This is a genomic window from Providencia sp. PROV003, assembly GCF_045040775.1.
In the GTDB taxonomy this organism is placed as follows: domain Bacteria; phylum Pseudomonadota; class Gammaproteobacteria; order Enterobacterales; family Enterobacteriaceae; genus Providencia; species Providencia huashanensis.
The window spans coordinates 1,381,840-1,401,036 of sequence record NZ_CP096369.1 but is presented as its reverse complement, the minus strand read 5'-3'; the positions used below and the strand labels follow the sequence as shown (position 1 = coordinate 1,401,036).

Sequence of the window (19,197 nt, the reverse complement as noted above, 5' to 3'; positions counted from 1 at the left end):
TATTATTGTTATTATGAAATGGCAGGTATGAAGCCATACCTGCCAACGCTGGTTTAGAACTTCTCAATTACAGTACGGCTGATAATCTCATCTTGAACCTCTTTACAAAGCTCAACGAAATATGCGCTGTAACCTGCAACACGAACGATTAAATCTCGGTATTTTTCAGGCTCTTGCTGTGCTTTTTTCAGCATTTCGTTATCTACATAACTAAACTGCATTTGCCCGTTACCTAAAATAGAGGCGGTTCTCAGTAACGTGATTAAGCCATGACGCCCTTCCGGTGTATCCAATAAGCCTTTTAAGAACTTAAAGTTATGCACCATACCGATGTTCATCGTCTCAACATTCATCTTGCTGATTGATTTGATGATGGCAGTAGGGCCTTGTTTGTCCGCACCTTGTGTTGGGCTGATACCATCCGAGAGTGGCATCCACGCTAAACGGCCGTTAGCACTTGCTGCGGTCAATTCACCAATTGGGGTATTGTTGGAAATGGATAAGGTTCCGTGACTCAATGTTGAATACAACATGTCATATTTACGGCACTCACGCTCTGTCCACTCGGTGATATCCAGCGCATATTGGTCAACATAGTCATCATCGTTACCAAACTTAGGCGCATTTAAGCAGTCACGACGTAATTCGTCATAGCCTTCAAAGTTTGCGAGTAAGCCATCGCGGATTTGCTCAAGCGTGTAGCGGCCCTCTTCATAAACCAATTTACGAATAGCAACAATCGAGTCAACATAGGTGGCAAGGCCTGAGAAAATCAGCCCTGGGCCGTGGTTGATCATCGCCCCGCCAGCTGCAACGTCCTTCCCTTTTTCCATACAACCTTCTACCAGTAAAGACATCAAGGGTTTTGGAGCTACATCGCGATGTACACGCTGGCTGATAACAGTCCCGATAGCCGATAAACGAACAATGTGGCCAATCTGTGCTTTTACTGCATTATCAAAGTCTTCGAAAGTTTTCAGCTCACGTAAGTCACCCGTATCTAAGCCTTGATAGCTATCAAATAACACCATGCGACCACGGTTTAGCACAAATTCAATCGCAATTGGCCACTGGGTATAACCTGTTGATGTCCATTGATAAATACGGCCTGATTTTTGTGGCTCTACACACCCCATTAAGCAGTAGTCACGCGCATCTTCAAAATCAAAGCCTTTACGTAGCATCATTTTGATGTGGGAATCATCGAAGTGACAGGCTGGAAAGCCCATACCGGCTTTCACCACATCAACGATTTTTTCCATGTATTTCTGTGGTGATTGGTTATGAATACGGCATGCCAGAGATGGCTGATACACTTTCACAAAGCGAACCGCATCCATTATTAAATAGGTCAAATCGTTACAAGCATCACCACCAGAACGTTTTTGTCCACCAACAGTTAAGTTGATAAATGGCTGATAACCTGCGAAGTATTTCGCACCTAGCTCACTCGACATCCACATTAACTCAGCACACTTGATGATAAATGCCTGCATCATCTCTAATGCTTGGTCTTCAGTTAAACGGCCTGTTTTGATGTCGTTTTCATACATTGGTAAGCAATATTGGTCGAGACGCCCTAAAGAAAGACCGGTTTGGTTTTCTTCAATTTCAAATAATGACTCAACCGTCCAAATGCTTTGTAATGCTTCTTGTAATGTCACCGGCGGATTAGCAGGTACATTTTCATTCACCTGCGCGATAGTCAGTAATTCTTCACGGCGTTTTTGGTCTGATTCAAGTACGGCTAATTCACGCGCATGTGCAGCAATACGATGTGAATAAGCAACAACCCCTTCACAGGTTTCAATTGACGCTTTATAGAAATAAATGCGGTCAATGTCATCTGGGTTTTCCATGCTCAACTCAGCTAATTTCGCCTGAGCATCCGCTTTAATGCCATTCATTCCTTTGGTGAATAATAAAACGTCATAGCCTGGGCAGGTATCACCACCACCGTTGATTTGGTGATAAGACAAGTCACTGACAAATGTTTCACCACTGAATTCCCATACCCCCGCTTCACGATATTGTGCTTCACAAATTTCATCCAGAGAGCGCCCTTCCCAGAACGGGGCAATTTCCTCGCGGATCACTTTTTTGTCTTCTTCTGAGATAACAAATGGGTCTTGTGGACGCGTGCTCATGGTATCGAGTTCTTCGACTACCCAACGCCATGCGATATCCGGTGAGAATGCACCCGCACGGGCTTTACCACATGGATGACCCACAATCAGCTCTTCGGGTTGAATTAGGATTGGTGCCGTTTCACAAGCTCGGCGGAACGCTTTCGCACGCAATAAAATTGGCGGTAAACCTGGGTTATTTTTGACAACTTCAGTGAAGGCGAGTGCGCGGTAGATAGATACACTTGGACGCGCTTCTAAGTAGCGATTGCGCAAGCGTTGTAAGCGGGGCGTTAAACCTTCCATAACTTTGAATTCAGTTTCCGCTTGTGCTGTTGGAGCAATATAATTCGCATTTGGCGCTGCGTATTGCGGCTGAACACTGTTTTTACCGCAATATAAACGGACTTTTAACCCATTATTGATAGCACTGATATTTTCATTAGCGGATAACATCATGCCAGACAACTCGTTAATGCAAACACGAGGATCATTCAGATAGATACCGTCTTTTAATGCATCGAACATTGGGTAGCCATCAACTTGCTTGGTTGAGCGAACTTCAGAAAGCTCAGCCAGTTTCAGCCATAAACTTTCTACAATTTCATAAGCTTGCGCCTGAGTTAAACGGCCTTGTTCAATATCGCGTTGGTAGAATGGATAAACGGCTTTATCAAATCCCATTGGATTAACCGCATAGCTGCCATTTTCTAAGTGCAAGATCAGCTGTAATAAATAAAAGGCTTGGCAAGCTTCCTTGAAAGTTTGCGCAGGTTTAGCAGGCACATTGCGCAAAATTGCTGCGCTTTCTTGCAGCTCCGCACGGCGATATTGGTTCGATTCGATTGCTGCCATGCTTTCAGCTTTCGTCGCTAAAGATTGCGCAAAGTGGATTGCTGCATCACACGCATAAATCGCAGAGCGGCAATTATTTGCCTCATCAATGCTATTGCGGCTCACTGCGCTACCAATATTTCTCACTTTATTTTCTAGCTGCGCTTTGATAGCTAAAAAGCCTACGTTTAATACTGCTAAGTAATCTGGCGCATCGACGTTACTGTCGCCTGCTAAAAAGGTATAAATACTGTGGCTATTAATTTCATTTTCAGTATGGAAAATAGCACCACGTGGGGTTGATGATTGGCTACCAATAATCAACTCGTCTTGCCCGATAAAGGCTGGAAAATGGCGGATAAACTCATAAAAACGTTGAGCAGGTTTAATCGCCTGCGGCGCACCGGATAATTGGTTACCCAATGCTTCTAAAATATTAGCTCGTTCAGTAATAATTGAACTGTTGCGGGCACTTAAGCGTTCAGCCAGCATTTTTACGCGTGGGGTCAAAGCATATTTATTCATGTTAGCCTATCCTGATGTTCTTTCTAGTTTGTTGTTCATCACATAAAGCGTTAACTGTTAAAAAGACTGTCTATACAGCGCTTCCAGTTGCACCTTGCTCACATCCCGTGGATTGGTCGGCGTGCAACTATCGCGCAGTGCTTGCCCAACCATTTCCCCTAAACGGGCGTTAAAATCGAATTCATTGATACCTGTTGCTTGAATGCCTTTTGGCAGGTTCATTTCATCTTTCAATACGTTGATCGCCACCATCAGGCTTTCAACGCCTTCACGTATTGATGACGCGGGTAAATCTAAATTTTTCGCAAGATTGGCGTAGCGTTTCGCTGCCTCAGTGTCACAACGGCCTTCTAAATCTGCATTGAAAGCAACCACTTGTGCCATTAACAGAGCGTTGGCGCGGCCATGTGGGATATGGAACACACCACCTAATGCATGAGCCAAACTGTGCGTTATCCCAAGGGAGGCATTAGTGAAAGCCATTCCTGCAATACATGACGCGTTGTGCATTTTTTCGCGAGCCACTAAATTGCTTCCTTCACGGTAGCAATCAATTAAATGACCAAAGACTAATTGCACGGCTTTTTCTGCCAATGCATCGGAAAAATCAGAAGCGGTACGCGAAACATACGCTTCCAATGCATGGCACAGCACATCCATTCCTGTATCCGCAGTAATAGAAGCTGGCACAGATTTCACTAGTGCGGGGTCTAAAATAGCTACATCTGGCAACATAAACTCATCAACCAAAACCAGTTTTTCAGACTGAGACTTGATCACGGAAAATGATGTCACTTCAGAGCCTGTTCCACTGGTGGTTGGAATAGCGATAAACTGCGGTTTAACTCGATTGGGGTCTTTTTTCGTGTGCCAAAGGGAGTAAATAACAGCTTTCGCAGCATCAATCACCGACCCACCACCGAGTGCAATCACCACATCTGGGTATTGCCTATCCATTATTTTCATGCCGTTAACGATGGCTGAAATGTCTGGATCTGGCACAACATCATCGTAAATCGAAAAGGTGATGCCACTTTGGGTTAGCCTGCGAGTGACTTCATCAGCTAAGCCAAACTTCACCATCGCTTTGTCAGTGACGATAAATGCATGGTGAGCACTCATTTGTGAGATAAAATCCAATGCGTTAGCACCGAATTGGACTTTAGGTTTAATCAAAAACTGGTTCATGCTGTTTTTACTCCTTGGTATAAACCTTTTCCACAATGGCAACCACTGACATGGCTTTGTAATTGTCTTTATTCAAAGCGAAGTAAGCTTCAGCTAAAACAATGTCATTGATACCAGCACCAACACTGTCGACTGCCACATACGTTTTGTTTTTCAACGGTTCAAGGTCATCCCCTAGCTTTGTTACCATCAGTAAGTTACTGCCGCTAAGTTCTTGGCATTTCTGCGTTGCAACAACATGCCCGACTACCTTTGCAAGGATCATGGTTTATACCGCCTTATTCCAATGAGTTACTTATTTAGGCGTCCGAGAACGGCCTTGATGATCTGCTCAACATTTTCTTCACTGATATCACCGTGAGAAACGACAGCCTCAGTAACCGCAGCCGTTGTCACCGCACCGCCAAATCGGTCATCACCTATTGGATGGACAGCTACGGGTGATGTTGTCGCCGCAATAGGGTTACGGAAGCGGTTATCATCAAAAATACTGACTTGCGGTTGAGTTACCGTTGCTGACACCGCAGGTTGTGCAGTTGTACAAGGCTGAGTGGGTTGCCTTAAATCTTCAATTGAACGTACGCCATAACCCACTTTGCGGATGTTCAGTAGATTCATTGGCCCTACATTATCTGAGCTAGAACCCCCACCCACTGCGCCACACCCCAATGTTAATGCAGGCGTAATATTGGTGGTTGCCCCGATACCACCAAGCGCCGCTGGTGTGTTAATTAAAATGCGGTTAACGGGTTTTTCGAGAGAGAACTGGCGAATAACATCTTCGTTTTGAGTGTGAATAACCAAGGTATGGCCTAAGCCCTCGTTGGTCAGTAAGTCAACCACACGATGACAAGCTGATTGCCAGTCTTCTTCGATATACATCCCTAAAATTGGGCACAATTTTTCACGGGAGTACGGGTTTTTAGGGGAAACGGTATCTTGTAATGCAATTAATACACGGGTATTCGCAGGGACAGCGAAACCTGCTCGTTGGCTTAAAGTAATCGCATCTTTACCTACCACTTCAGGGTTGATAGTGCCGTTCGCTCTAAGCAACATGGATGCCATACGCTTCGCTTCTTCTTCGTTCATGAAGTAAGCACCTTGGGCAAGGAGTTCACGATGGACTTCGTTATAGATACAACGCTCAACAATAATGGATTGTTCGGATGCGCAGATCACACCATTATCGAAAGTTTTACTGGTGATAATGTCACTGACCGCTTGCTTGATATTAGCACTACGTTCAATAAATGCAGGGCCATTACCCGGGCCGCCACTAATGGTTGGTGTGCCTGATGCATAGGCTGCACGTACCATGCCTTCACCACCCGTTGCCAAAATTAATGAAACGTCTTTGCTGTGCATCAGTTCTTTCGTTGCTTCAAGAGTCAACATAGTGACTGCATCAACGATACCTGCTGGTGCGCCCGCTTCTAGTGCGGCTTTTTTGACTATTTCTAACGTACGGAAACTGCATGCTTTAGCATTTGGATGAGGGGAGAAGACGATTGCGTTACCAGCCTTCAAGGCAATCAACGTTTTGTAGATGATGGTTGATGTCGGATTAGTAGAAGGTACTAACGCTGTGATAACACCAAGAGGTACCCCCACATCCATAACTTTGTTGACTTTGTCATCATTAATGATGCCAACGGTTTTTAGATCTTTGATGTGCTCATAAACACGCATTGAAGCGAAGGTATTCTTCAGGACTTTATCTTGCCACTTCCCAAACCCTGTCTCTTCATTGGCCATTTTTGCCAACTCTTCTGCATGAAGTGCAGACTCAATAGCAATGTGTTTAACAATACTGTCGATTTTTTCCTGCGAAAATGTCGCGAATTCTTTCTGCGCTTGTTTCGCGTTTCGAACTAGCTCTCTTGCTAGCTGTCTGGATTGCAGATCTTTGTCTAATGCAACCATGTCTTCCCCCGTATCGGAGTCAAAATTAACTCATTAACTTGTTGTTTTATTGATTTATTAGCCAATAATTACGCTTTGTGTTGCTGCGCAATTTTGCCAATATCGTTGTGTGGTCTTGCGATAACGCGTGAAGTCACCACTGTTCCGATACGTTTTGCAGCCTCAACACCGGATTCAACAGCAGCATTAACGGCACCCACATCACCTTTAACCATTGCTGTCACGAGCCCTGAACCAACATTTTCATAACCGATTAGCTCGACATTCGCCGCTTTGCACATCGCATCAGCCGCTTCAATACAAGCCACTAAACCTTTGGTTTCAATTAGACCAAGTGCTTCTTTCATAAGTGATTTCCTTTTTATTCCGTGACTTTATACTGGGCGACGATTTTTTGAATATCGCTATGAGGACGCGCGATAACCAAAGATGTCACGACGGTGCCAACGCGAGAGGCGGATTCAACACCTGAATCCACTGCAGCTTTCACTGCACCTACATCGCCTTTGACCATGGCGGTAACTAACCCTGACCCAACATTTTCATAACCAATCAGCACAACGTTTGCGGCTTTGCACATCGAGTCTGCGGCTTCAATACAGGCCACTAACCCTTGAGTTTCAATAAGACCTAATGCGTCACCCATGTTTTTTCCTCCGGAAAAAGTTATGCTTTATGTTTAATAACAATTTTGTTGATGTCATTGTGTGGACGCGCAATCACCAAAGAGGTCACAACTTCCCCAACACGCTGAGCAGACTCAACACCGGAATCGACAGCCGCTTTAACCGCGCCTACATCCCCTTTAACCATTGCAGTTACCAAACCGGAACCGACATTTTCATAACCAATTAGCTCAACATTCGCCGCTTTGCACATGGCATCCGCTGCTTCGATGCAAGCCACCAAACCTTTAGTTTCAATAAGACCTAATGCATCACCCATTGTTATTTCCTCCGAGAAACCTTCTTTGTTTTTCTTTACCGCTGATAATTCAAATTGATGTGTCCGAGTACATGTCCTTTGAAATATCGGGGTAATCATTTGCGCCAAGGGTGTCTGCGCGGTGATTTATTGAACGCAGCCTTTGGCTTCAAACTCACTATAGAGCCTAAAAAACAAAACAAAATATAAATCCATGAATGATTAATACTTAGTGTTTTACTCTAAAAATTAGCGTGATTTATTTGATTTTTTATGTAACCTCACTAAAAAAACCAAAAATTCACGTTTCTATCTGGAGATGAAAAAAGGGCTAAAAGTTGATTTACGATTAATCAAAGGAATTGTTAACAAGATATTATTGAGCTGATAAGGCGGGGTAATTTAGGGAGTGATAACTGTGGAAGGGCTCACTTGCTTATAAGCTTAGCTAAGTATTTATTTGTGAGATAGCGATTGGGCAACTGCCAACTTCAATACCAACTTGGCTAATCTCATTCACGAAACCACTATGAGGAACCCTGCATAGGCATAATTAGTTTAAACTAAGTAAAGCTCCAATGAGCTATTGGATAAAACGCGGGGGAGCATCTCTATACGCATAAAATACCGAAAGAAAAGAGCCCATAGCGCCCTTTTCTTTAAGCTATTTTCAGACCATTAATCAAATTTACTGCCAGGTTTAAGTGTGCAGATATAAAGCGGGGAATTTATTGAGCTTAACAATAATGCTTTGTCATTGAGCTTTTGGGCATTAAGAAATAAACCGTCATGGCTATCTGACATCTCTCGCATAAAGTAATCGAAAATAACATCGGGGGATTCATCAATAGAAGATGCTCGTGATTCCCATTGGCTGATATTATAATGCCTTTCTGTTGGGGATACTCGTTGGGTAGTATAACTAAATTTTACGTAACGTTGTAAATATAGCCACCCTGCTTTGGAGTCTGTATAACCTTCCACAACAATCGAGCCCTTGCCATTAGAACCAAAATTGAAATGAATGTTGCCATTAACATTTTCATCTATCATATTTTCAAAGCGCATAATGCCTTTAGTCGAACAGACCATCAAACCATCTTGTTGATTTGAAAATAACACTGACTGAGTATAAACCGCTACTATGATAAATAGTAAACCACTCAGTAAGCATAATACCTTGCCTGAAATCTTCATGATGGATTCCATGAATAGTAGAAGTAATTATCACAATAACTAAATGGGTTATCTTCATTCACAGCACAATGGGCCAGAAAAACTCGCCCTAATCCATTCGTTTGTAACTTATCACCATAGAAAAAAACAAATCGCTCCTTTTCTATGCAGTCTAGTTTCAAGTTATTTCTTACCTTGTCAAAATTTTGTATATAGTTGAGGGCAACAGTGCCATTAATCATTTTCTCATTTGACAAGACATCGCAATTATTGTGTTCCAACACCGTCATACTAATTGGTGATGATGGTTGCTTGGATAGATAAGCCATCACGGCTAATAAAATTGAGCAAAGCAATAAGGCTGCACTAGCTAAATACCAACAAATTTCTTTTTTTTCTGGGGTTAGTGAAGTAATAATCTGTGGTTCTTCAAGGGGATGTGGGGCTGAATTCGCAACAGAAGATAAAACGATCTCTGCGCCATCAATTTCATTAAGATTACTAATTAACTCAAGAGGGTTGATTTTAATATCATCAATTAATTCTAAGGAGACTTCAGAATTGAATTCTAATAAGCCTCTCCCAACAGTAACGATAATATTTTCAATACCATATTGACGGAATGCTTTTCTTAAAATACTTAAGTATTGATTTAAATTACTGTTCGATGACACTAAGCCATTATCATCCCATACAGATTTCAATATATCGTCTCGGGATAAAACACCATTATGTTGTATAAAATAAAATAATAATGCATTAGCAGTGATAGACAATTGCGTGTCCACCTCACCTTCTTTCAAAGATAAAGTGCCATCAACTGCATCATATATAATGAAGGCATTGATTTTATATTTCACTATCGCCTCATGTGCTTATTATATTAATAAAATTACACTGCTGGTATTACCGTTACTCCTCAGGTAGTTTTTCAAATGATATTTGTGTCAACCGACTTACAATAGCAGCGCGTTCTTGTTGTAATAATGTTTCCCCTTCAGTCAATGACGAAAGCCATAACCCATCAGCGGCATACCTGACTAATGCCCCTAAATAACTATTATCAAATTCATCCCCATTTGCTAAATGGCCTAACACCCAATCTCGCCAACATTGACGTAATACCGGCTCTGTTGGCATAGCTAAAGACAACAAAGCAAGTTGAAAACTTTCATCCGATTCTTTAAGTTCACCAATATAGTGCAAATATGCACGAGAGAAACGCCCATACGGATTCGGATCATTCTCCATAATCAAATGAATTCGCTCATCCATAATTCCCAATAATTGGAGAAACAACGCATGGATGAGTTCCTGTTTGCTTGGGAAGTGGTGCATCAACCCGCCTTTACTGACACCCGCTTCTCTTGCCACAGCATTAAGAGATAACGAAGAAATCCCTTCTCTACCAGCAATAATGCGAGCCGCTTTGAGTAACTCAACTTGGAGTTTGGCGGGATCTTTTTTTCTATGCTGTGCCGTTTTATTCATGAAACGAATGATACCGACCAGTCGGTATGTTTCATTTTGACTAAAATCAAGTAACTATGATTTGTCAGTGGGTAAATAGAAATACTGGAAGAGGACTCACAATATCCCATCGTAATAATTCATATCACTATAATTAATTTAAAAAATTCAATTTTTTTTGATATTTATTTCACTTATTCTGTCGTTTTAATTTAACTTAGATTTTGCACCTGTTCATATTATGATGTTTAATAAAAGAAACAACGTTCTGACAAAATACAAATCATATGAAGTATTAATGATCAACTGTCGATAGAAGAGGTTTTATCATGTCAAATCAATATAGTATTGGTGTTATTGTTGGTAGCTTACGTGCAGATTCTTACAACTTAACCGTGGCTAAGGCCATTACCAAGTTGTTCCCAGCAAACTTTACCTTTAAGTTTATCAACATCGGTGACTTACCTCTCTACAACCAAGATGCAGACCAAAGTGTGCCAACTGTGGTCGCAAATTTTAAATCGCAGATTAAAGCTTGTGACGGAATTATTTTTGCTACCCCAGAATATAACCGCTCAATCCCTGGCGTGTTGAAAAATGCCATTGACCAAGGTTCCCGCCCTTGGGGTGATAATTCATGGGATGGCATTCCAGCAGGCATTTTAGGTGTTTCTATTGGTAATATCAGTACCGCAATAGCCCAACAGCACCTACGCAATAGCCTTGCATTCTTAAATATGCCTACCATGAACCAACCCGAATGTTACTTGAAATGGTATGACGGCATGGTGGATGAGCAGGGAAATATCTCACCAAAAAGCAAAGATTTCTTACAACCTTGGGCCGATACCTTTGCAAAGTTTGTGGCACATAATATTGTGAGTAAATAAGTGGGTTGGCAATATGCCGCCCATAAAAAAGGGCACTCAACCAGTGCCCTTTACATAAAATAAACCTAATAATCAGATTATTAACGGCCTGCTTTTAGCTTTTGGAAATACTCTTCATACAGAATATTGGTATTCCCGACATCGCTTTGCCACTCGCCTTTTTTCAGCACCTCTTCACTTGGGTAAAGGGATGGGTCGTTAGCAATTTCCGCAGGTAACATTTTCTTAGCTTCTAAATTTGGTGTTGGGTAACCAATAGATTCAGCAACTTGTGCCGCAATTTCAGGGCGCAGTAAGAAATTAATTAGCTTATGGGCACCTTCAACGTTTTTTGCATTGGCTGGGATGGCTAAGCTATCCATCCAGAAAATCCCACCCTCTTTTGGCCATACGACCTCAATAGGTAGACCTGCTTGCCTTGCCACAAATGCAGAGCCATTCCATAACATACCCACATCCACTTCACCTTCGATAAATGGTGTCGCTGGGTTGTCAGAGTTAAAGGCTAAAATATTCGGACGAAGTTTTTGTAGCTCTTTATAAGCTTCTTCAATTTGTTTCGGGTCGGTCGTGTTCCCTGAATAGCCCAGTTTAGTCAACGCGACTTGGAATACTTCGCGCGCATCATCCATCATTAGTAGGCTATTTTTATACTCAGGTTTCCAAAAATCAGCCCACGAAGTCACCGAGCCTGGATCAACCGCTTCACCGTTAATCCCGATCCCCGTAGCACCCCAAATATAAGGCACGGAATAATCGTTATTTGGATCGAATTCTTTATGAATTAAATTTGGATCAAGGTTTTTGAAATTACTTAATTTACTTTGATCGATCTTTTGCAGCATCCCTTCTTTGCTCATTTTGGCGATAAAGTAAGTAGATGGTACAACCAAATCATAAGCACCTTCTTTATAGGTCTTTAATTTGGTATACATACTTTCGTTTGATTCATAGGTGGAGTAAATTACCTTGATACCCGTTTCTTTGGTAAATTGCTCTAATAAACCGGGGGGAACATATTCTGTCCAGTTATAGAAATACAGTACGTCTTTATTATCGTCAGCGGCGGTTGCCGTGCCAATACTTGCAGCCATTAAGCCTGCCGCCAGTAGATAGGACCATTTTTTCATGACTGAGCTTCCCTCAACAACGTGTTTTTACCCCCGCATATCTCAAGCAATAACTTGAATTATTTAGGGTATGTATCTTATGGACTCAATTGGAGCCCACCCTCTCGCCTAATGGCATTAAAAAAAATGCTGCAATACAACAAAACACAGCACCATCGTTTAACTTATTACTTGGCTTTTTTTGAGTATTTATCCCGCATCACCCACTGACTTAAACAGACAAGCAATAGGGACATTATCAGCAACACGGTTGCCAATGCATTCACTTCAGGAGAAACACCCACTTTCACCATCGAATAAATTTTTAATGGCAAAATTTCATAACTCGGCCCCGTAACAAATGACGAAACCACCACATCATCCATCGATAATGTGAAACTCAGTAACCACCCAGCAACAACGGCAGGTAATGCTAAAGGCAGTATGATTTTACGTAAGATAGTAAATTCACCCGCACCGAGGTCACGTGCCGCTTCGAGCATCTTCACATCAAAGTCTTTGAGCCTTGCGTATACGGTAACAACCACAAACGGCAGGCAGAAAGTAATGTGAGAAAACAGCAATGACCAAAAGCCCAGTGAAACACCTAGTATCATAAATAGCACTAATAAGGAAATGGCCATCACGATATCGGGGGACATCACCACCACAAACAGCATTCCCCCCACAAAAGGCTTTCCTCTAAAACGGTAGCGAAACAAAGCAACCGCCGTTAATGTGCCAATAACTGTGGCAAAAGTTGCTGACAAGATAGCCATTGTCAACGAATGCCCTGCTGCTTCCAATAAGCTGTCATTATTACTGAGTAATTCATACCATTTTGTTGAAAACCCTTGCCACTGAATACCAAAACGAGATTCATTGAAAGAGTTAATAATCAAAATAATAATTGGAATATAAAGATAAGCGTAAATGATGGCCATAAAGCCACCACGCAAAGTACGTCCGATCATTCTTCATATGCCTTTTTATTCAGAAGCTTAGCCGCTCGATAATACACATACAGCAATAACCCCATCATCACAGTTAGGAAAATGCTGGTTGCTGCCCCGAATGGCCAATCACGAATATTCAAGAACTGGCTCTTAATCACATTACCAATTAACAGGTTTTTTGCTCCGCCCATTAAATCTGCAACATAAAATAACCCCATTGCAGGCAGCAGAACTAATAGACAGCCCGCAATAATCCCAGGCATCGTTAATGGAATGATAATTTTTACAAACCGCTGGAATTTATTCGCACCAAGATCCCTTGCCGCTTCTAAATATGATTTATCCAGTTTTTCGATACTTGAATAAAGCGGCATTACCATAAACGGCAGTAATATATAGATAAGCCCCAATATTACCGCTTCTGGCGTGTACATAATTCTCAAAGGTTTATCAACAATGCCAACCCAAAGTAAAAAGTCATTCAAGTACCCTTTGGTACTAAGAAAAACTTTCAAACCATAGATACGGATTAGTGAGTTAGTCCAAAAAGGTACAATCAACAAAAATAGCATCAGGGGTTGGATACGCTTTGGTAACTTAGCCAATATAAAAGCAAACGGGTACCCAATGACTAAGCAGAAGAAGGTCGCAATCAGCGCCATATTAAGCGAATGAAGCATCACTTCTGCATACATTGGGTCAGATAAGCGAATGTAGTTATCCCATGTGAAAACGAGGTCAACTAAATTAGTATCACTACGTGTCAAAAAACTGGTGCCAATAATCATGACATTTGGCAAAAAGACAAATAGGACTAACCAAGCAACGACACCGGTGATGATGACATTCTGCAAAATTTTATGTTTACGAATGATCATCCAGAACTACCTCCCAGCTTTCGACCCAAGTCACAGCAACTTTTTGGTTAAGGGAGTGGTCAACATCAGGGTCATCTTCATTGAAGAATTCGCTTACCATGATAATTTTGCCATCTTCCATCTCAACCACTGAGTCTAACGTCATGCCTTTGTAGTTACGCTCACGCACGTAGCCAATCAGCCCTGGGTAATTATCGGCATCATTCACTTCTTCAACTCGTAGGTCTTCTGGGCGTAATAACACATTAACATGCTGCCCTTCCTCGACAGAAAGTTCGGTGAAAATATCACATTCATGGCCTTCGACATTGGCACGAATGCGTTTGTCATCAAGGCGATACAAGACTTTTGCATCGAAAATGTTAATTTCGCCAATAAATTGAGCAACAAATAAGTTTTTGGGCTCCTCATAAATTTCACGAGGCGTACCATCTTGCTCAATCTTCCCTTCACGCATAACGATGATCCGATCAGACATCGCTAAAGCTTCTTCTTGATCATGGGTAACAAAAATAAACGTGATCCCCAATTTCCGCTGAAGGGCTTTTAGCTCATTTTGCATTTGTTTGCGTAGTTTATAATCTAGCGCGGACAATGATTCATCCAGCAGCAAGACTTTCGGCCGATTAACAACGGCACGAGCAATTGCCACGCGCTGTTGTTGACCACCAGACAGTTGGTTGGGTCTACGCTCAGCAAAATCTTCCAATTGAACCATACGCAAGGCTTGGTCAACGCGCTTTTGAATTTCAGCCGCAGGTGTTTTCTGCATGCGTAAACCAAAGGCTACGTTTTCAAACACGGTCATATGAGGAAATAAAGCATAGCTTTGGAATACGGTATTCACAAAGCGCTGCTCTGCGGGAATATCCGTAATATCTTGACCATCAAGAATAATTTTCCCATCATCGACGTCTTCTAGCCCAGCAATAAGACGTAAAACCGTCGTTTTGCCGCAACCTGAAGGCCCAAGAATGGTTAAAAACTCACCATTTTGAATAGTTAAGTCAAGTTCAGAAATAATTTGTTTGCCATCAAAACCTTTATTCAAAGATTTTAATTCGACGAGTGGTGTCAGAGAGGTTGTCTCAGTCATTTATTATACACTCTATCCCTAGGAATAATGCAGATAGAACCGCCACCGTTAAAGACTGTATAAGCTTGTCGGAGATATACTCTTCATCCTTCCCCAGCAAAGCCCAAAACCAGTAGCGCCATTTTATAGTTCATAAGCCCTGCATGATAAACACAGTTTTTGTAAATTGAAAGCCATTTTCGCCATTTCGTTTGCCTTTCATTATGAATTATCAATAAATAAATCAGATTTCTGATAAAAATAAGCAACATAGAGGTATATGCTATCAATTTATCGATATCTATAGATTTTCTTAGTATATTCACACACTAAACTTAAGTTAAATTCAATGCTTTTCATATGCTTAAAATATCTAATAGGAAATAGAACTTAATTATGTAAATAATCATTTTCATTTATTTAAAACCCTTGGATTATAAATACCGTATGATTTTAAATCACATATTCCTGCAAAAAATAAAATGAAAATAAGCATTGGATTAACTGAATCGTTTTAATTGAAAAAATGTAGCCATAGCTATTTATCATGATTAAGCACTTAAATAGTCAATAATCGATAACATCTATAACAAATGGTTAAAACCTTAGTTATTAATAATATTATGTGATTTGAATCTAATTTTTATTAATCAATGACTTTTATCCCTATAAATTTAATCCGCGTCATATAATCTCATGCATCCCTTTGAATATAAGGGCCAAATTGATATAATATCAGCTTAAATTGTAACCTTTAGTAACTTGTTTTGTAAGCTTAGTTTTATTATTACACCTATAAATTTTACTTTGTGTCTTTCAAATTGAATTAATTAAGAATAAACATAAGCCTACGGGTGATTTTTTGGATATTCCACTGAAATTAATATGTGAGTGATCAAAATGGCTAATAAAGAGTTTTTTTATCAAGAACCATATCCTTTATCTGAGGATAAAACTGAATATACCCAAGTTTCTGATAAATATGTTTCTGTCGAGCAATTCGCGGGTAAACAAATTTTAAAAATAGAGCCTGAAGCACTAACACTTCTTGCTGAACGCGCAATTTATGAATCACAATTTTTTCTAAGGGCTGCTCACCAAAAGCAAGTTGCAGCTATATTGCATGACCCAGAAGCCAGTGAAAATGATAAATACGTAGCACTACAATTGCTGCGTAACGCTGATATCTCTGCAAAAGGCATTTTACCAAACTGCCAAGATACCGGAACAGTTGCTGTTGTTGGTAAAAAAGGCCAGCAAGTTTGGACGGGCTGCGATGACGAAGAATACCTCTCTCGAGGGATTTATAACGTATTCCAACATGAAAACCTACGTTTTTCTCAAAATGCCCCACTTGATATGTTCAATGAAGTCAACACAGGCACGAACCTACCTGCACAATTTGATATTTTTGCGACTACAGGTGATGAATACCACTTCCTGTTCGTCAACAAAGGCGGCGGCTCTGCTAATAAGTCAGCCCTTTATCAAGAAACCAAAGCAACACTAACTCCTGCTAAATTAAAAGACTTCTTAATTGATAAAATGCGTAATTTGGGGACAACCGCTTGCCCTCCATATCATATCGCATTCGTTATTGGCGGTACTTCTGCTGAAACTACGCTGAAAACAGCCAAATTGGCTTCTGCTAAATACTACGATAACTTACCGACAACAGGTAATGAGTACGGCCGTGCTTTCCGTGATATTGAGTTAGAAAATGAGTTATTAGAAGCCTCACGTCACCTTGGCTTTGGTGCACAATTTGGCGGTAAATATTTTGCTCATGATGTCCGTGTTATTCGCTTACCACGCCACGGAGCCTCTTGCCCAATCGGGTTAGCCATTTCATGCTCTGCTGACCGTAATATCAAGGCTAAGATCACTAAAGACGGTTTGTGGCTTGAAAAAATGGAACATAATCCAGCCCAATATATCCCTGAATCGATGCGTAACCAAACAGAAGGGAAAGTGGTTCATATCGACCTTAACCGTCCAATGAAAGATATTTTGGCCGAGCTAAGTAAACACCCTGTATCGACTCGAGTTTCCCTCAGTGGTCCACTCATTATTGCTCGTGATATTGCTCATACCAAGCTTAAAGAACGTTTAGATAACGGCGAAGAGTTACCGCAATACTTTAAAGACCATATGGTGTACTACGCAGGACCAGCGAAAAAACCAGAAGACATGGTCTCCGGTTCTTTAGGCCCAACAACAGGCAACCGCATGGACCCTTATGTAGATTTGTTTCAGTCCCATGGTGGTAGCATGTTGATGCTTGCAAAAGGTAATCGGACTCAATTAGTGACTGATGCGTGTAAAAAACATGGCGGTTTCTATTTAGGCAGTATCGGGGGCTCAGCTGCGATCCTCGCTCAAGAATATGTGAAAAGTTTAAATTGCCTTGAGTATCCAGAATTAGGAATGGAAGCGATTTGGAAAATGGAAGTTGAAGGGTTGCCAGCCTTTATTCTTGTGGATGACAAAGGAAATAATTTCTTTGAGCAAGTTCAAGATAAAAGCTGCCGTAAATGTGTTAAATAAGACTCTCTATACTAAGTAATGAATTACATTCACTTTCGTTAGTTTGTCTCTTTGTGCACCATAGAAAAAGAGCAGGTTCAAAGCCTGCTCTTTTCACATATATGCAAATTAATAGTAGTTAATACGAACAATAGTTGAGGCGTTAAATGCCCCTGTTTTCACTGAGCTAACTTTTTTAATCGACGCACTGTAGTCACGAGTTACAGATGTACTTCCTTGAGGCAAGCTCCCAAAAAATTGAAAGTAGTTAAATTTTATACGGTTACTTTTATCATCCATAATCGTTAGATTGGTTCCGTTTTTTAAATCAATCGCATATTCACCATTTAACGGATCGGTGGTTTCAAAATTAATATTCATGGAAAAATTATCGAGGCAGCCTCTTTTCACAGCTTGAACTTGAAAACTTTTTTTAAACTCTTTACCTTGGTTCAGCTCAGTGATCATCATCTGGCCAAAATCAATCTGCTGTGATTCAGGGTACACTTTTATATCAGCCCCACACTTGAGGAAGCGAATACCACGTAACCCAATAATAGAATACTTCAAGTTTTTTGCACCATTGGTATGATTTATCCCACCACTTCCATCAAACTGGAAAACCGTAAATTGGTTATCCCCTGTGTAGTTACCTGAAGGAGGAATAATACCCGTCACTTTGATATATAGTGTAAAAGTCACTGTTACCGTGACACTCTCTCCACGGCGAATAGGACGAGTCCCTAAGTTGACACGCTGCTCATTTTGTTCTAATTGTTGGCCTTGGTAATTCGCGCCTAGTAATAACCCCGCCCCAAGTTTTTGAGATTTCGGATTAAAATACATATGTACAACGTCAACAGCATTACCAAGTACATTGTCACAATAAACGGTCACAGTTAAAGGGTCGGACTGCCAAATAATAGAGCCTGCAATTGTATCAGCAGGAATAGCCAATTGACCTACAGGGACTGCCGGTTTTTCGACATCTCCTGTCCCCTTTTCCACACAATCTAATGCGAAGGTTTTTGGGCTAATAAAAACAAATAGAAATAAAATATAAAAACCATATTTTTGAATAAACTTGTGTATCATGATTTATACACCTTATATGTAAGTAATATTTAAGGTAATTTGCGTTTTAATATTACCCACTGTTAATTCATTTCTTGGTAGATAACTCTCTAGCATGGAATAAATCGTAATTTGCTGGTTATCATCAAAATAAATTGGATAACTGCGGTATTTACCATTGGGGACAATATTGCCATCTTTATCCATTAATCGAATCCCATAACCATTTAGAATAGTTTTGCCACCAAATAAATTACGGTCTGTACTGCTAGTTGGCTCTGAAATAAACATAAGCTGAACAACAGGGTCTCTATCATCACGGTCGCGTTTGGGAAAAATACAATCATCAAATTTTAATTTGATCTCATGCTTAGGGCTTCGATCCCCGATCTCATTAAAATAGTTCAGAGAAATTGGGCCAAGTTCAATATTTTGATCAATAGAGGAAAATGAGATTTTGCAAGGTAATGAAATAACATTCCCTGTAAAATTAAGATCTCCTCTCATCATGCTACTGTCT

The 19,197-nt window shown here is 40.8% G+C and carries 18 protein-coding genes; 2 read left to right on the top strand and 16 right to left on the bottom strand.

The features are described 5' to 3' along the window. Nucleotides 1-53: 53 nt before the first annotated feature. The 10 genes from cutC to M1F14_RS06345 form a co-directional block, all read right to left on the bottom strand. Nucleotides 54-3,485, bottom strand: coding sequence for a choline trimethylamine-lyase (gene cutC / locus M1F14_RS06390; RefSeq protein WP_048606016.1), 3,432 nt, complete (start codon nucleotides 3,483-3,485; stop codon nucleotides 54-56). A gap of 57 nt (nucleotides 3,486-3,542) precedes the next feature. Continuing rightward, nucleotides 3,543-4,673: a 1-propanol dehydrogenase PduQ gene (locus M1F14_RS06385; RefSeq protein ID WP_071548630.1), complete on the bottom strand. Its 1,131-nt coding sequence runs from the start codon at nucleotides 4,671-4,673 to the stop codon at nucleotides 3,543-3,545. A gap of 7 nt (nucleotides 4,674-4,680) precedes the next feature. Beyond that, on the bottom strand, nucleotides 4,681-4,938 hold the full coding sequence (locus tag M1F14_RS06380; RefSeq protein ID WP_004259057.1) for a EutN/CcmL family microcompartment protein: 258 nt from the start codon (nucleotides 4,936-4,938) through the stop codon (nucleotides 4,681-4,683). Nucleotides 4,939-4,964: 26 nt separating this feature from the next. Beyond that, complete coding sequence (locus M1F14_RS06375; protein WP_181468777.1) at nucleotides 4,965-6,599, bottom strand: acetaldehyde dehydrogenase (acetylating); 1,635 nt, start codon at nucleotides 6,597-6,599, stop codon at nucleotides 4,965-4,967. A gap of 68 nt (nucleotides 6,600-6,667) precedes the next feature. Beyond that, nucleotides 6,668-6,946, bottom strand: coding sequence for a BMC domain-containing protein (locus M1F14_RS06370; protein ID WP_004259063.1), 279 nt, complete (start codon nucleotides 6,944-6,946; stop codon nucleotides 6,668-6,670). Between the two features lie 14 nt (nucleotides 6,947-6,960). After that, entirely contained in the window at nucleotides 6,961-7,245 is a 285-nt protein-coding gene (locus M1F14_RS06365) for a BMC domain-containing protein (RefSeq protein WP_042845468.1), read from the bottom strand. A gap of 20 nt (nucleotides 7,246-7,265) precedes the next feature. Further along, a complete protein-coding gene (locus tag M1F14_RS06360; RefSeq protein WP_004249182.1) occupies nucleotides 7,266-7,544 on the bottom strand; it encodes a BMC domain-containing protein in 279 nt (92 codons plus the stop codon). Nucleotides 7,545-8,201: 657 nt separating this feature from the next. Continuing rightward, nucleotides 8,202-8,720, bottom strand: coding sequence for a FidL-like protein (locus M1F14_RS06355; protein WP_042845470.1), 519 nt, complete (start codon nucleotides 8,718-8,720; stop codon nucleotides 8,202-8,204). Next, nucleotides 8,717-9,559 carry a transcriptional regulator gene (locus M1F14_RS06350; protein ID WP_071548631.1) on the bottom strand — a complete coding sequence of 281 codons (843 nt, stop codon included), beginning with the start codon at nucleotides 9,557-9,559 and terminating at the stop codon, nucleotides 8,717-8,719. Before M1F14_RS06350 ends, M1F14_RS06355 begins: the two co-directional genes overlap by 4 nt. A 52-nt stretch (nucleotides 9,560-9,611) precedes the next feature. Beyond that, nucleotides 9,612-10,190 carry a TetR/AcrR family transcriptional regulator gene (locus M1F14_RS06345; protein WP_042845473.1) on the bottom strand — a complete coding sequence of 193 codons (579 nt, stop codon included), beginning with the start codon at nucleotides 10,188-10,190 and terminating at the stop codon, nucleotides 9,612-9,614. Nucleotides 10,191-10,498: 308 nt separating this feature from the next. Between M1F14_RS06345 and M1F14_RS06340 the strand changes: the two genes are divergently transcribed. Next, nucleotides 10,499-11,059, top strand: a complete 561-nt coding sequence (locus M1F14_RS06340; protein ID WP_042845475.1) for an NADPH-dependent FMN reductase — start codon at nucleotides 10,499-10,501, stop codon at nucleotides 11,057-11,059. Nucleotides 11,060-11,139: 80 nt separating this feature from the next. On the opposite strand, the gene potD is transcribed toward M1F14_RS06340, so the two are convergent. The 4 genes from potD to potA all read right to left on the bottom strand — a co-directional run bounded on the left by potD (nucleotide 11,140) and on the right by potA (nucleotide 15,098). Next, nucleotides 11,140-12,189 (bottom strand): spermidine/putrescine ABC transporter substrate-binding protein PotD, encoded by a 1,050-nt coding sequence (gene potD, locus M1F14_RS06335; RefSeq protein ID WP_042845476.1) that lies wholly within the window; start codon nucleotides 12,187-12,189, stop codon nucleotides 11,140-11,142. Nucleotides 12,190-12,356: 167 nt separating this feature from the next. Further along, nucleotides 12,357-13,142, bottom strand: coding sequence for a spermidine/putrescine ABC transporter permease PotC (gene potC / locus M1F14_RS06330; RefSeq protein WP_181468778.1), 786 nt, complete (start codon nucleotides 13,140-13,142; stop codon nucleotides 12,357-12,359). Continuing rightward, nucleotides 13,139-14,002: a spermidine/putrescine ABC transporter permease PotB gene (gene potB, locus M1F14_RS06325; RefSeq protein WP_042845478.1), complete on the bottom strand. Its 864-nt coding sequence runs from the start codon at nucleotides 14,000-14,002 to the stop codon at nucleotides 13,139-13,141. Before potB ends, potC begins: the two co-directional genes overlap by 4 nt. After that, a complete protein-coding gene (gene potA, locus M1F14_RS06320) occupies nucleotides 13,989-15,098 on the bottom strand; it encodes a spermidine/putrescine ABC transporter ATP-binding protein PotA (RefSeq protein ID WP_042845479.1) in 1,110 nt (369 codons plus the stop codon). Before potA ends, potB begins: the two co-directional genes overlap by 14 nt. 879 nt (nucleotides 15,099-15,977) lie before the next feature. On the opposite strand from potA, the gene M1F14_RS06315 reads away from it, so the two are divergent. Continuing rightward, nucleotides 15,978-17,624, top strand: coding sequence for a fumarate hydratase (locus M1F14_RS06315; RefSeq protein ID WP_042845480.1), 1,647 nt, complete (start codon nucleotides 15,978-15,980; stop codon nucleotides 17,622-17,624). Nucleotides 17,625-17,732: 108 nt separating this feature from the next. On the opposite strand, the gene M1F14_RS06310 is transcribed toward M1F14_RS06315, so the two are convergent. Continuing rightward, nucleotides 17,733-18,698: a fimbrial protein gene (locus M1F14_RS06310; protein ID WP_042845481.1), complete on the bottom strand. Its 966-nt coding sequence runs from the start codon at nucleotides 18,696-18,698 to the stop codon at nucleotides 17,733-17,735. Between the two features lie 12 nt (nucleotides 18,699-18,710). Continuing rightward, nucleotides 18,711-19,187 carry a fimbrial protein gene (locus M1F14_RS06305; protein ID WP_225833076.1) on the bottom strand — a complete coding sequence of 159 codons (477 nt, stop codon included), beginning with the start codon at nucleotides 19,185-19,187 and terminating at the stop codon, nucleotides 18,711-18,713. Between the last annotated feature and the right edge of the window lie 10 nt (nucleotides 19,188-19,197).